12 protein-coding genes are annotated in these 15,058 nt (G+C 60.2%); 9 read left to right on the top strand and 3 right to left on the bottom strand.

From position 1 onward, the window contains the following. Positions 1 to 32 precede the first annotated feature (32 nt). Entirely contained in the window at positions 33 to 1,160 is a 1,128-nt protein-coding gene (locus WA845_RS10765) for an acyl-CoA dehydrogenase family protein (RefSeq protein ID WP_112553665.1), read from the bottom strand. 302 nt (positions 1,161 to 1,462) lie between these two features. Between WA845_RS10765 and WA845_RS10760 the strand changes: the two genes are divergently transcribed. From WA845_RS10760 to panB, 8 genes are all read left to right on the top strand, one after another. Then, positions 1,463 to 1,942, top strand: a complete 480-nt coding sequence (locus WA845_RS10760; RefSeq protein ID WP_112553663.1) for an Lrp/AsnC ligand binding domain-containing protein — start codon at positions 1,463 to 1,465, stop codon at positions 1,940 to 1,942. Positions 1,943 to 2,012: 70 nt separating this feature from the next. After that, a complete protein-coding gene (locus tag WA845_RS10755; RefSeq protein ID WP_112553661.1) occupies positions 2,013 to 3,185 on the top strand; it encodes an acyl-CoA dehydrogenase family protein in 1,173 nt (390 codons plus the stop codon). 7 nt (positions 3,186 to 3,192) lie between these two features. Further along, complete coding sequence (locus WA845_RS10750; protein ID WP_112553659.1) at positions 3,193 to 4,794, top strand: carboxyl transferase domain-containing protein; 1,602 nt, start codon at positions 3,193 to 3,195, stop codon at positions 4,792 to 4,794. Positions 4,795 to 4,801: 7 nt separating this feature from the next. Beyond that, on the top strand, positions 4,802 to 6,793 hold the full coding sequence (locus tag WA845_RS10745; protein ID WP_112553657.1) for an acetyl-CoA carboxylase biotin carboxylase subunit: 1,992 nt from the start codon (positions 4,802 to 4,804) through the stop codon (positions 6,791 to 6,793). A gap of 1 nt (position 6,794) precedes the next feature. Then, complete coding sequence (locus tag WA845_RS10740; RefSeq protein WP_112553655.1) at positions 6,795 to 7,721, top strand: hydroxymethylglutaryl-CoA lyase; 927 nt, start codon at positions 6,795 to 6,797, stop codon at positions 7,719 to 7,721. After that, positions 7,711 to 8,487, top strand: coding sequence for an enoyl-CoA hydratase-related protein (locus WA845_RS10735; protein ID WP_022562927.1), 777 nt, complete (start codon positions 7,711 to 7,713; stop codon positions 8,485 to 8,487). Before WA845_RS10740 ends, WA845_RS10735 begins: the two co-directional genes overlap by 11 nt. A gap of 138 nt (positions 8,488 to 8,625) precedes the next feature. Continuing rightward, a complete protein-coding gene (panC, locus tag WA845_RS10730) occupies positions 8,626 to 9,504 on the top strand; it encodes a pantoate--beta-alanine ligase (RefSeq protein ID WP_112553653.1) in 879 nt (292 codons plus the stop codon). Beyond that, positions 9,501 to 10,343, top strand: a complete 843-nt coding sequence (panB, locus tag WA845_RS10725) for a 3-methyl-2-oxobutanoate hydroxymethyltransferase (protein ID WP_022562930.1) — start codon at positions 9,501 to 9,503, stop codon at positions 10,341 to 10,343. Before panC ends, panB begins: the two co-directional genes overlap by 4 nt. Positions 10,344 to 10,535: 192 nt before the next feature. On the opposite strand, the gene rhaI is transcribed toward panB, so the two are convergent. Together rhaI and WA845_RS10715 are read right to left on the bottom strand one after the other, a co-directional pair. Continuing rightward, positions 10,536 to 11,828 (bottom strand): L-rhamnose catabolism isomerase, encoded by a 1,293-nt coding sequence (gene rhaI / locus WA845_RS10720; RefSeq protein ID WP_048902889.1) that lies wholly within the window; start codon positions 11,826 to 11,828, stop codon positions 10,536 to 10,538. A gap of 102 nt (positions 11,829 to 11,930) precedes the next feature. After that, positions 11,931 to 14,027: a bifunctional rhamnulose-1-phosphate aldolase/short-chain dehydrogenase gene (locus tag WA845_RS10715; protein WP_034497598.1), complete on the bottom strand. Its 2,097-nt coding sequence runs from the start codon at positions 14,025 to 14,027 to the stop codon at positions 11,931 to 11,933. Positions 14,028 to 14,224: 197 nt separating this feature from the next. Between WA845_RS10715 and WA845_RS10710 the strand changes: the two genes are divergently transcribed. Beyond that, on the top strand, positions 14,225 to 15,055 hold the full coding sequence (locus WA845_RS10710; protein WP_112553651.1) for a DeoR/GlpR family DNA-binding transcription regulator: 831 nt from the start codon (positions 14,225 to 14,227) through the stop codon (positions 15,053 to 15,055). Positions 15,056 to 15,058 lie beyond the last annotated feature (3 nt).

Below are 15,058 nucleotides of genomic sequence, written 5' to 3'. Positions count from 1 at the left end.
GTCGCGGTCTCCTCCAGACCGCGAAACAATCCTCAAAGGTTCCTCGCGATCACCATCCGCTGGACATCGCTTGTCCCCTCGTAAATCTGGCAGATGCGCACATCGCGATAGATCCGCTCCACCGGATAATCCGCCATGTAGCCATAACCGCCGTGGATCTGGATGGCGTCCGAACAAACGCGTTCGGCCATTTCCGACGCGAAGAGCTTGGCCATCGAAGCCTCGGAAAGGCACGGCTCGCCCGCCTCCTTCAGCGCCGCCGCATGCAGCACCAGCTGCCGCGCCGCTTGAATACGCGTTGCCATATCCGCGAGACGAAACGCCACCGCCTGATGTTCGATGATCGCCTGCCCGAAGGCCTTGCGCTCACGGGCGTAATCCCGCGCCGCCTCAAACGCCGCCTGCGCCATGCCCACCGCCTGAGCCGCGATGCCGATGCGGCCGCCTTCCAGATTGGCGAGCGCAATGCGGTAACCCTGACCTTCCTCACCGAGCCGTAAATCGGCGGGAATGGCCATGTCATTGAAAGCGATCTGGCAGGTATCGGAAGAGTGAAGGCCGAGCTTTTCTTCGACCCGGATAACCTCATAGCCCGGCGTATCGGTGGGCACGATGATGGCGCTGATACCCTTCTTGCCTGCCGCTGCATCCGTAACGGCAAAAACAATGACGACATCGCCATTCTTACCCGAGGTGATGAACTGCTTCGCGCCATCAAGAATATAGTGATCGCCATCGCGACGCGCCCTGGTCTTGAGATTTGAGGCATCGGAGCCAGCCTGTGGTTCGGTCAGCGCAAAGCCACCGATCCATTCGCCGGAGGCAAGCTTCGGCAGAAAACGCTGCTTCTGGTCCTCGGTCCCGAATTTTAGGATCGGTACGCAGCCGACCGAATTATGGACGCTCATGATGGTGGAACAGGCACCGTCCCCCGCAGCGATTTCTTCCAGCGCCAGCGCATAAGCGACAGCACCGGTTTCCGCCCCGCCATACTCTTCGGACACCAGCATGCCGAGGAAGCCGAGCTCGCCCATCGCTTTCAATTCTTCCTTGGGGAAACGGCTTTCCCGGTCACGCGAAGCGGCGCCAGGGGCAAGCCTTTCCCGCGCAAAGTCGCGGGCCATATCTCTGATCTGCTGCTGGGATTCAGTGAGCATCATCGCCGCCTCCCGCCAAAAAGCAGAAGCGTATCAGGCGCGTCGCCAGCTGGAATTGGTCGCGAGGGCTGCCCTTGAAAGCACGGGCGGCCCCATCGATCACGACAGGGTCATGCACAGCCAAATTCACCTCCCTTGGCCAGCCCTGACGTGAGGAACCGGCCCGCCGCAAATCTCCTCCAGACCGCGACTGACGTGAACGCTATCACTATCTCGAATTCATTTCAAAGCTATTTTGATTGACAGTTTTTTGATTGGCGATATCTTTGATCCAACAAATAGTCATATCATAGAGCAAATGATCCATGATTGAGCTCGACAGTTTCGACCAGAAGATTCTGCATGTTCTCGGCGATGACGGGCGGGTCAGCTGGCGGGATCTTGCGGCTCGGATAGGCCTTTCCTTCACGCCAACGTTGCGCCGCGTGCGCAAGCTCGAAGAGGAAGGGATCATTCGCGGCTATACCGCCGTGTTTGACGAGAACCGGCTGCTCGGCAATATGGGTGTCTTCATCTCCGTCACGCTGGAGCGGCAGATTAAGGAAGCGCTGACGACATTCGAACATCATGTGGCCTCCATTCCCGAGGTGGTGGGTGGTTACCAGACGAGTGGCAGTTCCGATTATCTGATCCACGCCATGGTGCGGGATCTGCCGCATTACCAGCAGCTGCTGGATTTCCTGACCACCGTCCCCGGCGTGTCGCGCATCCAGTCCAACTTTGCCATCAAGACATTCGTGCGCCGTTCCGCCGCCTTCACCGGGGGGGTGACACGCCGTAAGTAAGGGCTGCCGGCGCGGAGGAGGTGCTGGCTGCTGACAAAGGGACGGCCTGCCGTCCGGAGGAGGAGACGCGATGAGTTTGAACCTCGCCGCCATTTTCGATGCCGATCTCGGCCCGGAAATCGCAGCATTGCGCGACAGCGCAAGTGCATTCGCAGATGATAAAATCGTCCCGCTGGCGGCGGAGATCGACAGGGACGACCGCTTCCCGCGTCAGCTCTGGCCACAAATGGGCGAGCTTGGCCTGCACGGCATTACTGTTTCGGAAGAATTCGGCGGTGCCGACATGGGCTATCTCGCCCATTGCGTGGCGATGGAGGAAATAAGCCGGGCTTCCGCCTCCATTGGCCTTTCCTACGGCGCTCATTCCAACCTCTGTATCAACCAGATTCACCGCTGGGGAACGCAAGAGCAGAAGCGCAGATATCTGCCGAAGTTGGTCTCGGGCGAGCATGTCGGTTCGCTTGCCATGAGCGAGACGGAGGCCGGTTCGGATGTCGTCTCGATGCGGCTGAAGGCGGAACGCAGGGGCGACCGCTATGTGCTCAACGGCGCGAAAATGTGGATCACCAACGGCCACGAGGCCGATACGCTGGTCGTTTACGCCAAGACCGACATGTCCGCCGGCCCCCGCGGCATCACCGCCTTCCTCATTGAAAAAGGCTTCAAAGGGTTTCGTCCGGCCCAGAAACTCGACAAGCTCGGCATGCGCGGCTCACCCACATCAGAATTGGTGTTCGAGGATTGCGAGGTGCCGGAAGAGAACATTCTCGGCCGCCTCAATGACGGCGTGACGGTGCTGATGAGCGGGCTGGATTACGAGCGCGCCGTGCTGGCCGCCGGCCCTGTTGGTATCATGCAGGCGGCCATCGATCTGGTGCTGCCTTATGCCCGCGAGCGCAAGCAATTCGGCAAACCGATCGGTGAATTCCAGCTCGTGCAGGGTAAGCTCGCGGATATCTATTCGGCGATGAACGCATCGCGCGCTTATGTCTATTCCGTGGCCCGGGCCTGCGACAATGGCCGCATCACGAGGCAGGATGCGGCGGGAGCTATCCTCTTCGCCGCCGAGCGTGCGACGCAGGTGGCGCTGGATGCAATCCAGCTTCTCGGCGGCTCCGGTTACGTGAATGAAAGTCCGGCCGGGCGGCTGCTACGCGATGCCAAGCTTTACGAAATCGGCGCAGGCACCAGCGAAATTCGCCGGATGCTGATCGGCCGCGAACTGGTCAAGGGCAACGGGTGAGGACGCGATGAAGCTTACGTCCAGTATGAACCGCGATCCCGTCTTCGCTGCCAATGTCGAGTTCATGTCGAATCTGGTGGCTGACCTGCGCCAACACGTCGAAAAAATCTCCAGAGGCGGCGGCGACAAGGCCCGTGAACGGCATCTTTCCCGTGGCAAATTGCTGGTACGTGACCGCATCGAGACACTTCTCGATCCCGGCAGTCCATTCCTCGAATTCTCGCAATTTGCAGCTTACGAGGTTTATGACGAACCCGTTCCGGCCGCCGGCATTGTCACCGGCATCGGCAGGGTCTCGGGCCGAGAATGTGTAATCGTCGCCAATGATGCGACGGTGAAGGGCGGCACCTATTATCCGCTGACGGTGAAGAAACATCTGCGCGCGCAGGAGATTGCCGCCGAGAACCGCCTGCCCTGTATTTACCTCGTGGATTCCGGCGGCGCGAACCTACCCAATCAGGACGAAGTGTTTCCCGACCGCGATCATTTCGGCCGTATCTTCTACAATCAGGCCAATATGTCGGCGAAAGGCATCGCCCAGATCGCCGTGGTGATGGGCAGCTGCACGGCGGGCGGGGCCTATGTGCCTGCGATGAGCGACCAGTCCGTGATCGTCAAAAACCAGGGCACGATCTTCCTTGGCGGCCCGCCGCTGGTGAAGGCGGCAACAGGTGAGGTGGTGAGTGCGGAAGAGCTGGGCGGTGCGGATGTGCACTCCCGGCAATCCGGCGTCACCGATCATTTTGCCCATGACGACCGCCACGCGCTGGCGCTGACCCGGCGGATTGTCTCAACCCTCAACCGCCGCAAGCAGGTGGAGCTGGATATCCGTGAACCGGCAGAACCGCTTTACCCGCCCGAAGAGCTTTACGGCATCGTTCCCGCCGATACGCGCAAACCCTTCGAGGTACGTGAGATCATCGCCCGTCTGGTGGATGGTTCTGAATTTGATGAGTTCAAGGCGCTTTATGGCACGACGCTGGTCTGTGGTTTCGCCCATATCCATGGCTATCCCGTTGGCATCATCGCCAATAACGGCATCCTGTTTTCGGAATCGGCGCTCAAAGGCGCGCATTTCATCGAGCTCTGCTGCCAGCGCGGTATTCCCCTGGTTTTCCTGCAGAACATCACCGGCTTCATGGTCGGCAAGGCCTATGAGGCTGGCGGCATTGCCAAGGATGGCGCCAAGCTCGTCACCGCCGTCGCCTCCGCCAAGGTGCCGAAATTCACCGTCATCATCGGTGGCTCCTTCGGGGCCGGTAATTACGGCATGTGTGGGCGGGCCTATTCGCCACGCTTCCTGTGGATGTGGCCGAATGCCCGCATTTCGGTGATGGGCGGCGAACAGGCGGCCTCCGTTTTGGCGCAAATCCGACGCGACGGCATCGAGGCCGATGGCCGCCACTGGTCGAAGGAAGGCGAAGAGGCGTTCAAGCAGCCGATCCGGGAAAAATACGAACGGGAAGGCCATCCCTATTATGCCAGCGCGCGGCTTTGGGACGACGGTATCATCGACCCAAAGGATACCCGCCTCGTCCTCGGCCTCGGTCTGTCCGCCGCGCTCAACGCACCCATTGAACCCACCCGTTTCGGCATATTCAGGATGTGAGGCGACGATGTTTTCGAAAATACTCATCGCCAACAGGGGCGAGATCGCCTGCCGCATCATCCATACCGCCCGCAAAATGGGCATTCGTACCGTCGCCGTTTATTCCGATGCCGATCGTGACGCCATGCATGTGGCGCTTGCCGACGAAGCGATCGCCATCGGCGCTGCACCCGCGCGTGCCTCCTATCTCGATGGCGAAAAGATCATCGCCGCAGCGAAGACAAGCGGCGCAGAAGCCATTCATCCGGGTTACGGTTTTCTTTCGGAAAATGCCGGTTTCGCCGAAGCCTGTGCCGCCGCCGGGCTGGTGTTCATCGGCCCACCGGCCGCGGCGATTCGCGCCATGGGCGGCAAAAGCGAAGCAAAGGCACTGATGGCCAAGGCTGGCGTGCCCGTGGTTCCTGGTTATCACGGTAAGGACCAGGCGGAGGAACGGCTGGGGAATGAGGCGGAAGCCATAGGCTATCCCGTCCTGCTCAAGGCTTCGGCCGGCGGCGGCGGCAAGGGCATGCGCATCGTCAGGCAAAAACGTGAATTTGCAGCGGAACTTGCCGGGGCAAAACGCGAGGCGTCGGCCGCCTTCGGTGATGACCGCATGCTGATCGAAAAATATCTCGAACGGCCGCGCCATGTGGAGGTGCAGATATTTGCCGATAGCCACGGCAATTGTTTTTCCCTTTTCGAACGTGACTGCTCGATCCAGCGCAGGCATCAGAAGGTTTTGGAAGAAGCCCCTGCACCCGGCCTGCCGGATGCGCTCAGGCAACGTATGTATGAAGCGGCAACAGCCGCCGCCCGCGCGATCGACTATCGCGGTGCGGGAACCGTGGAATTCCTGCTCGATCCTTCCGGCGCATTCTATTTCATGGAAATGAATACGAGGCTTCAGGTCGAACATCCCGTGACCGAGTATATTACCGGTCTCGATCTGGTCGAATGGCAGATCCGTGTTGCGGATGGTGAAACGTTACCGCAGGACTGGGCCGATCTCAGCATACATGGTCATGCCATCGAGGCCCGTATCTATGCCGAAGACCCGGCGCATGATTTCCTGCCCTCGGTCGGCACCATCAGCCATCTCGTTTTCCCCGATCAGGGCCTTCACGTCAGGATCGACAGCGGCATCCGCGCCGGCGACGCCATCACCGTGCATTACGATCCGATGATCGCCAAGCTTATCGTCTGGGATCGGGACCGAGCCTCAGCCGTGCGGCGTCTGACGCTGGCGCTGGAAAATCTGGCGATCTGCGGCGTCACCAGCAACGCCGCCTTTCTGACACGGCTTGCCCGTTTGGAAGCTTTCGCTTCAGCCGACCTCGATACGGGTTTCATCACCCGCAACGAGGCGTCGCTCTTTGCTCCAGCCCCGAATGATGGAGGTGTCATCGCCCTCGCCGCGCTTGGCCTGCTGCTCTCCCGCCGGACAAATGGAATGTCGCAATCAGAGGCGGATCCCCATAGCCCGTGGAACACGAAGGTCGCATTCCGCCTCAACGCACCGGCGCGGGAAACGCTGAATTTCATGTTTGATAACCAGCCGTTAAGCGTCGGCGTCACGCATGAGGGTGATGAATTCACGCTCGCAATCGAGGGGCGGACGATCCGGGCCTACGGCAGCCTTTCCGGTGACGGCCAGCTCCTTGCAACCTTGGACGGCCGGAAAAGTCAGGGCTATTTCTTCGCAGAGACCGGCACCTATGCGCTTTTCCTGCATGGCGAGCCTTACCGCATCAGCCAGCCAGATCCCATCGAAATCGCGGATTCTTCCGTTCACGCCGCTGGCCTGGAAGCTCCCATGCCGGGCGTGATCCGCGCGGTGCTCAGCCGGAACGGTGCTGTCGTGGAGGCCGGCGACGCGCTTGTGGTTATGGAAGCGATGAAGATGGAGCATACGATCCGTGCACCGGCGAAGGGCATCGTCAACGCCATCAATTGCAATGAAGGCGATATGGTCGCGGCCGGCGCGGTGCTGGTGAATTTCGAGCCGGAAGGAGCATGAGATGAGCTTGCCCCGAACCGTCAGGATCGTTGAGGTCGGCGCACGTGACGGCTTGCAGAATGAGACCACCGAGGTTCCGACCGCGACAAAAATCGAGCTGATCGAGCGGCTGGCTGCAGCAGGACTGAGAACGGTGGAAGCGGGCGCTTTCGTCTCACCCAAAAAAGTGCCGCAGATGGCGGGGTCGAAAGAGGTGTTTAGAGGCCTCGAAAGGCGAGCGGGAACGGCCTATCCGGCGCTTGTTCCCAACAAGAGAGGTTTCGAAGCTGCCCTTGAAGCCGGTGTCACGGAAATCGCGGTTTTCGTGTCCGCCTCCGAAGGTTTCAGCCAGCACAACATCGGCTGTTCGCGCGCCGAAAGCCTAGACCGTCTGCGCGATGTCGCGGATGCCGCTGCCGTGCGAAATATCCGCATGCGCGGTTACCTTTCCTGCATTGCCGGCTGCCCCTATGACGGAGCAGTTGCGCCCGATGAAGTGGCGGCGATGGCCGATGCCCTTATTGCGCTCGGCTGCCATGAAATCTCGCTGGGTGATACGATCGGCATCGGCACGGCGGGCCAGATCCGCAACATCATCGAGCGGGTCTCGGCACATATCGCGCTTGAAAAACTTGCCATGCATTTCCACGATACCTACGGACAGGGCGTCGCCAACGTGCTGGCTTCGCTTCAACAGGGCATAACGACGTTCGACAGTTCCGTCGCCGGGCTGGGCGGTTGCCCCTTCGCGCCGGGCGCGAGCGGCAACGTCGCCACCGAAGACGTCATTTATCTGCTTTCGGGACTTGGTATAGAAACCGGCGTCGACCTGATGGCCGTGGCGACAACCGGTGACTGGATAAGCAGGCATCTGGGCAGGTCCAATGCAGCGCGTGCCGGCAAGGCACTTCTCGCCGCGAAACGGAAGGGTGAAGCCCATGGCAAATGAGGTGTTGAGCGAGAAACGCAAGGATGTTCTGTGGCTGACGCTCAACCGACCGGAGGTGCATAATGCCCTGAATGCCGCGATGACCGATGCGCTCACCCATGCGATCCGCGCAGCCTCCGGCGACCATGGCCTGCGCGCCGTTGTGATAACGGCAGCGGGAGAACGCAGTTTCTGTTCGGGTGCAGATCTGAAGGAAAGTGCGGGCGGCATGTTCCTGTCCCGGGACGGCACGAACCCTATAGCCGACGTCATGCGCGCCATAGAAGGCTGCGACAGGCCCGTCATCGCCCGCATCAATGGCCGGGTTCTGGCGGGCGGGCTTGGCCTCGTTGCCGCCTGCGATCTCGTCTATGCAGCCGATCATGCCGAATTCGGCCTGCCGGAGGTGAAGGTCGGTGTTTTCCCCGCCATGGTCGCAGCGAAACTTCTGGCAAAAATTCCATTGGGCGGGCTTCAGGAAATGGCTTATCTCGGCCACACGGTCAGCGCCAGTGAGGCGACACGTCTCGGGCTCATAAACCGCGCCGTTCCCCTCGCCAGCCTCGACGGCCTGATCGAAGAGGTTCTTGCAACGCTGCGGCACAATGCACCGGGTGCCATCGCGGCCGGAAAGGCGGCGCTGCTCGCCATGCGCGACATGCCATCGGCGGAGCGGCTCGTCTTCGCCGAACGCATCATCGCCGTCGTCAGCGGCAGTGATGAGGCGCGGGAGGGACGTCTGGCCTTTGCGGAAAAACGTCCCCCGCGCTGGACCGGCAAGCCCTGAGGCCAGACAGGCAGGGTGTGTCGATCGCCAACTCCGTTAATCGATATAATGGGTTTGACCGCGTTGACCCCGTTTCACAAATCGCGTTCTATCCAGCACCTTTCGCCGGAGGGTGATCGGGAAGCCGGAGGAGACCTTATGCGCCTTGTAAAAACTGTCGCCGAATTGCGCGATGCGATCGCCGTCTTTCGCCGCGCCGGCAAAACCGTCGGCTTCGTACCGACGATGGGTTTCCTCCATATCGGTCATCTCACGCTGGTTTCCACGGCGAAGGCGGAAAACGACGTGACGGTGGTTTCCATCTTTGTCAATCCGCTGCAATTCGGCGCCAATGAGGATCTGGCCCGCTATCCGCGCGACCTCGCCCGCGACAGCGCGCTTCTGGAGGAAGCTGGCGTCGACATTCTTTTCGCGCCCGAAGTCTCGGAGATGTATCCGCGTCCAATGGCAACCGTCGTTGACGTGCCGGAACTCGGCAGCCAGCTGGAAGGCGCGGTTCGGCCGGGGCATTTCGCCGGTGTCGCAACCGTGGTGACGAAGCTTTTTAATCTTGTTCAGCCAGATTCGGCCTATTTCGGTGAGAAGGACTATCAGCAGGTAACGTTGATCCGCCGCATGGTCGAGGACCTCGCCCAGCCGGTCAGGGTCGTTCCCGTCACAACCGTGCGAGAGCCGGATGGGCTCGCCTGCTCCTCACGCAACGTCTATCTGAGCGACCAGGAACGTGCCGCCGCCGTGATCGTTCCGCGGGCGCTGAACGAGGCGGAACGGCTTTATGACCTGGGATTGGATGACCCCGCCGCGCTCGAAGCGGCTCTCGAAACATTTATCGCCGCCGAGCCTTTGGCATGTCCCGACGTCGTTGCGGTACGCGATCCCGATACGCTGGCACCCGTTGCTTCCGTGCAGGCAGGGCCAATATTGGTGGCGCTGTTCGTGCGCCTCGGCAGCACAAGGCTTCTCGACAACCGCGTCATCGGCCGCGAGAAAACAGAGAAAAGGGAGGCTGCCCAATGAGCGCCCATGGAAAACAAAAACGGCTGACGACGGCCTTCATCCGGCAGATGAAGGGCGAGGCGCGCATCGTTTGCCTGACCGCCTATACCACACCGATCGCCCGCCTGCTTGACCCGCATTGCGACCTGCTGCTGGTCGGCGATTCCCTCGGCATGGTGCTCTACGGCATGGATACCACAGTCGGCGTGACGCTGGACATGATGATCGCCCATGGCCGCGCCGTCATGCGCGGCGTCGAACATGCCTGCGTCATTGTTGATCTGCCCTTCGGAACCTATCAGGAATCCAAGGAACAGGCCTTCCGCAACGCGGCGCGGCTGATGCAGGAAACCGGCTGCGACGGCGTGAAGCTGGAGGGAGGCGAGGAAATGGCAGAAACCATCGCCTTCCTGGTAGCCCGCGGCATTCCCGTCTTCGGCCATGTCGGTCTGATGCCGCAGCTTGTTCACACGGCCGGCGGCTTCCGCTCGCTGGGGCATTCTGATGCGGAAACGCAAAAGATCTGGCGTGACGCGATTGCGGTGGATCAGGCGGGCGCCTTCGCCATCGTCGTAGAAGGCACAGTCGAGCCGCTGGCCCGCGAGTTGACGGAAAAACTTGCCGCGCCCACCGTCGGTATCGGCGCATCGCCAGCCTGTGACGGGCAGGTGCTGGTTTCCGACGACATGCTCGGCCTCTTCACCGACTTCAAACCGAAATTCGTCAAGCGTTTCGCCGATCTGGGCCCGACGATCTCCGAAGCGGCGGCGGCCTATGCCGATGAGGTTCGCGCAGGGGCGTTTCCCGGGCCCGAACATACGTTTCAGGTGCGCCGACAATCGCCTTCTGGGACGTCGTGAAGGCGCAGCGGGCGGGGGCGCTTCGTGACCAACACCTTCACCGTCGTCATGCTCGGGCCTCTCGCGAGCATCTATTACCGATCGATTTTATGCAAAGCAGGCAGATCCTCGGCACAATGCCGGGGATGACGTCGAGATAGAGGCAAGGTGTGTAGTCAGCCTCGGCTCCCCCCTGTTCCAACGACACCGAATTTACACAATCCCGCCGCTGCCGCCAACCGAAGCCGGGCGCTTCGCCGCAACCTGCTCGCGATAGCCGCTTGCCCGATAGGCCGCAATCGGATCAATCGCACCGCCTGCCAGTTGCCGCGCCTGAGCGAGAATCGGTTCGACATCGGTGCGGTAGGCCCGCTTCAGCACATCTGAAGCCATCAATGCATCATTGTCCTGCTGGTAGCCGTCAAGAGCCACACGATCCACCAGCAGCGCCTGCGCATAGGCGCGACGGATTTCGTTGGCGCTGGAGATCAGGCTTTCGATCGGGTCCGTCACATTATGCGACTGATCGATCATGTGGGCGGGATGGAAACCCTTCACCCCGCGGTGTTCGGCGTCGACAAGTTCGTTGAAAACGAGGAACAGGCGGTAAGGGTCGATCGAGCCGGCATCCAGATCGTCATCGCCATATTTGCTGTCGTTGAAGTGGAAACCACCGAGCTTGCCGAACTGTATCAGCCGGGCGACGATCATTTCGATATTGGTGTTGGGCGCATGGTGACCAAGATCAACGAGGCAGAAGGCCTTGTCGCCGAGCGCATTGGCGATAAGATAATTGGTGCCCCAATCCTGCACGACGGTGGAATAAAAGGCCGGCTCATACATCTTGTGTTCGGAAAAGATGCGCCAGTCATCGGGCAGCGCCTTGTAGATGTCGGCCATTGCGGCGAGATAACGCTCGAAACTTCTGGTGAAATTGCTCTGTCCGGGGAAGTTGGAGCCATCACCCACCCACACCGTCAGCGCCTTGGAGCCGATGGCCCTACCGATTTCGATACATTCGAGATTGTGTTCCACCGCCTGCCGGCGTGTGGCGGCGTCGGTGTGGCTGAGCGAGCCGTATTTGTAGGAATGGCTCTGGCCCGGAGCATCCGAAAACGTGTTGGAGTTCATGGCGTCGAAGCCGAGACCCAGCGCATCCGCATGGGCTTTCAGGCGTTTCGGGTCTTCCTTGTCCCACGGAATATGAAGTGAAACATTGGGCGTCGCCCGCGTCAGCTGGTTGATGACGGCGCAGTCATCGAGCTTGTCGAAAATGCCGCGCGGTTCGCCCGCGCCGGGAAAACGGGCAAAACGGGTTCCGCCGGTGCCGACGCCCCAGGAGGGCACGGCAACGAAAAATTCGGCGACCCTGGTTGTGACGGCCTCGATATCGATATTGCGGCGCGCGAGCTGGTTGCCAAGCGCCTGATAATCGTCCTTCAAAGCAGCAGCGCGCTTTTCGTTTTCAGCCGCGATCACATCGGCGGCGATTGTCGTCTCGGTCATCTCTTCCTCCCCGGAATCGGTCCAGTGCATGCTAGTTCATCGCCCCAGCTCCGTTATTCCGGCTCAAGGCCGGAGTGACGGAGGTAAGACGTGGAGAAATTTCTACCGCGTAAAACTCTGCGCATTACCCGCATCGACATTGATGATGTTGCCGGTGGACTTTGCGGAGGCGTCGGACGCCAGGAAGTAGATCGCCTCGGCGATATCTTCCGGAAAGACATTGAGTTTTAGCATGGAGCGCTTGCGGTAATGTTCCTCCAGGTCGGTCACTTCGATCTTGGAAGAGGCCGCGCGCTGCTCGCGCCATTCGCCGCTCCAGATCTTCGAACCGCGCAGCACGGCATCGGGATTGACGGTGTTGACGCGAATGCCGGCCTCCGCCCCCTCAAGCGCAAGGCAACGGGCGAGATGAATTTCTGCCGCCTTCGCGGTGCAATAGGCCGAGGCATTGGGCGAAGAGGCGAGGCCGTTCTTGGAAGCGACAAAAACGACGTTGCCGCCGAGATTCTGGCGCCGCAGCAGCCGGAATGCTTCTCGCGAAACGAGGAAATAGCCTGTCGCGAGAATGTCGATATTCTTGTTCCACATGGCAAGCGTCGTATCTTCCACGGGAGCGGAAGAAGCGATGCCGGCATTGGAAACGAGGATATCCACGCCTCCGAATTCCACACTCGCTTCCGCGAAGGCGGAAATCACTGCATTCTCCTGCGTCACGTCAAGCTTGACGGTACGCACCGCATCCGCGCTATACCGCTTGACGAAATCGCCCTTCGCAGCCTCCAGTGCCGCTTCATCGATATCGGCCAGCACCACACAGGCACCCTCGCCCGCCAGCCGCTCCGCCGTCGCCCGGCCGATACCGCCGGCGCCGCCCGTAACGAAGGCCACGCGGCCCGCAAGGCTCTTCGGCTTCGGCATGCGCTGCAGCTTCGCTTCTTCCAGCAGCCAATATTCGATATCGAAGGCTTCCTGCTCGGGAAGACCCTGATATTCCGACACGGTGGACGCGCCACGCATGACATTAATAGCGTTGACATAAAATTCGCCGGCGATGCGGGCCGTGGCCTTGTCTTTAGCGAAAGACAGCATGCCGACGCCGGGGATGAGGAATATCACCGGGTTCGGATCACGCATTTTTGGCGAATTATCGTGGCGGCAAGCTTCATAATAGCGCGTGTAATCCGCGCGATAGTCCTCCAGCGCCTTGTCTAGGCTGGCCGTCAGCGCATCCACATCTGGATTTGCGGTATCGAGATCAAGGATCAGCGGACGAATTTTCGTGCGCAGGAAATGGTCAGGGCAGGATGTGCCCAGCGCACCGAGCGGTTTCAAGTCCTTCGAATTGACGAATTCCAGAACGGCATCCTGATCATCAAAATGGCCGAGCTTGCGTTCTTCACGGCCGATGCGGCCACGGATTTCCGGCATCAACCGGGCGGCGATGGCCCGACGTTCGGCAACCGGCAGGCTTTTGGCCACCGCCCCGCCGAAGATCACCTTGCCTTCGGTCTTTCCCGCAAACCATTCGATCGCCTTGTTGATGATGGCGAGCGTCAGTTCGTAACATGCCTTGGCGTCGTTATCCCAGGTGAAGAGGCCGTGGCTTTCCAGCACGACGCCCTTGGCTTTCGGATTGGCCTTGACGAAAGCTTCCAGATCGAGGCCCAGCTGGAAACCGGGGCGACGCCAGGGCAGCCAACCGATGTCGTCGCCGAAAATCTGCTGCGTCAATTCCTTCGAGTTTTTCGAGGCGGCGATAGCGATAATCGCATCGGGATGCATATGGTCGACATGATCATAAGGCACGAAACCGTGCAGCGGCGTATCTATGGAGGCCGCGCGCGGATTGAGGTTGAAGGTGCAATGCGGCAGGAAGCCGACCATGCGGTCCTCGTCTTCAACGCCCTTATAAATGCCCTTCAGCGCTTCCAGCTTGTCGAGATAAAGCGTTGCAAAACCATCGAGCTTGATGGTGCCGACATCTCCGCCGGAGCCCTTCACCCACATGACGCGGACCTTCTCGCCCGTCAGGGGATCGGTTTCAAGCACCTTTGCTGATGTGTTCCCGCCGCCGTAATTGGTGATGCGCTTGTCGGCACCGAGCAGGTTGGAGCGGTAAAGAAGCTTTCCCGGCTCATCAAGCGTCCTGGCATAAGCGTCGTCCCAACGGCTTTCGAGAAGGCGGGATGTTCCCGTCATGTCTTCCTCCCACATGGTCTTCATTCGCGAACCGACACCGGTCCGCCTCCTTTGACGGCAGGTATCGCGCATCCAAAAGCCCAATGTCAATCAAAAACGATCACAAATTTTCATGTTGCAGCGCGATATTGACTAATTTGATCGTTGTTGATTGACAACGTAAAGAGATTGCGAATAATCACGATCAGGAGGACCAAATGCACGAACGCGAACGCCATCGCATCATCTTGAGCGCCGTACAGGAAAAACCTGTGGTGACGGTGCAGGATATTGCGGAATTGACGGATGCGTCGGAAGCGACCATTCGGCGGGATATTGCGTCCCTGCACGTGCAGGGCAAGTTGCGGCGCGTGCGCGGCGGTGCGGAAGCGGTGCATCCGCCACAGCTCGGCAATCTGGCCGCGCGGCCTTTCCGCGTGTCCGAATCAGTCAATATCGACAAGAAACGCGCAATTGCGCGCAAGGCGGTCGATCTCTGCAATGATGGCGATGCGATCATCCTGAATGGCGGCACCACGACATTCCAGATGGTGCATTACATGGCGGCGCGCCGCCTGCAGGTGATGACCAATTCTTTCGCCATCGCCGAGCATCTGGTCAAGCATTCCAAATGCAATGTCAGCGTGCCGGGTGGCGCGATCTATCGTGACCAGAGCCTGATCCTGTCACCCTTCGAGAATGACGCAATCCGCAACTTCTATGCACGGCGGATTTTTCTCGGGGCGCAGGGCGTGGGTGCGCTCGGCATCATGGAATCCGACGCGCTGGTCATACAGAGCGAGCAGAAGCTGATGCGGCAGGCGGAAGAGCTGATCGTGATGGTCGATTCCTCGAAATTCAGGAAACGGTCCAGCCTCATTCTCTGCCCGCTCGAGAACGTGTCGACCATCATCACCGATGACGGGATTTCTGACGAGGCGGCAAGGATGGTGGAAGATGCCGGGGTAGAGCTGCTGATCGCCGGCGCCGTGGCGGACGCGAAAACGGCCGGTCCGCCGGATGAGGAGAATTCTTCGTCGGTCGCTTGAGGA

The sequence above is a fragment of the Agrobacterium sp. CMT1 genome (genome assembly GCF_037203725.1).
Classification (GTDB): domain Bacteria; phylum Pseudomonadota; class Alphaproteobacteria; order Rhizobiales; family Rhizobiaceae; genus Agrobacterium; species Agrobacterium pusense.
This window is presented reverse-complemented; position numbering and strand designations above follow the sequence as displayed.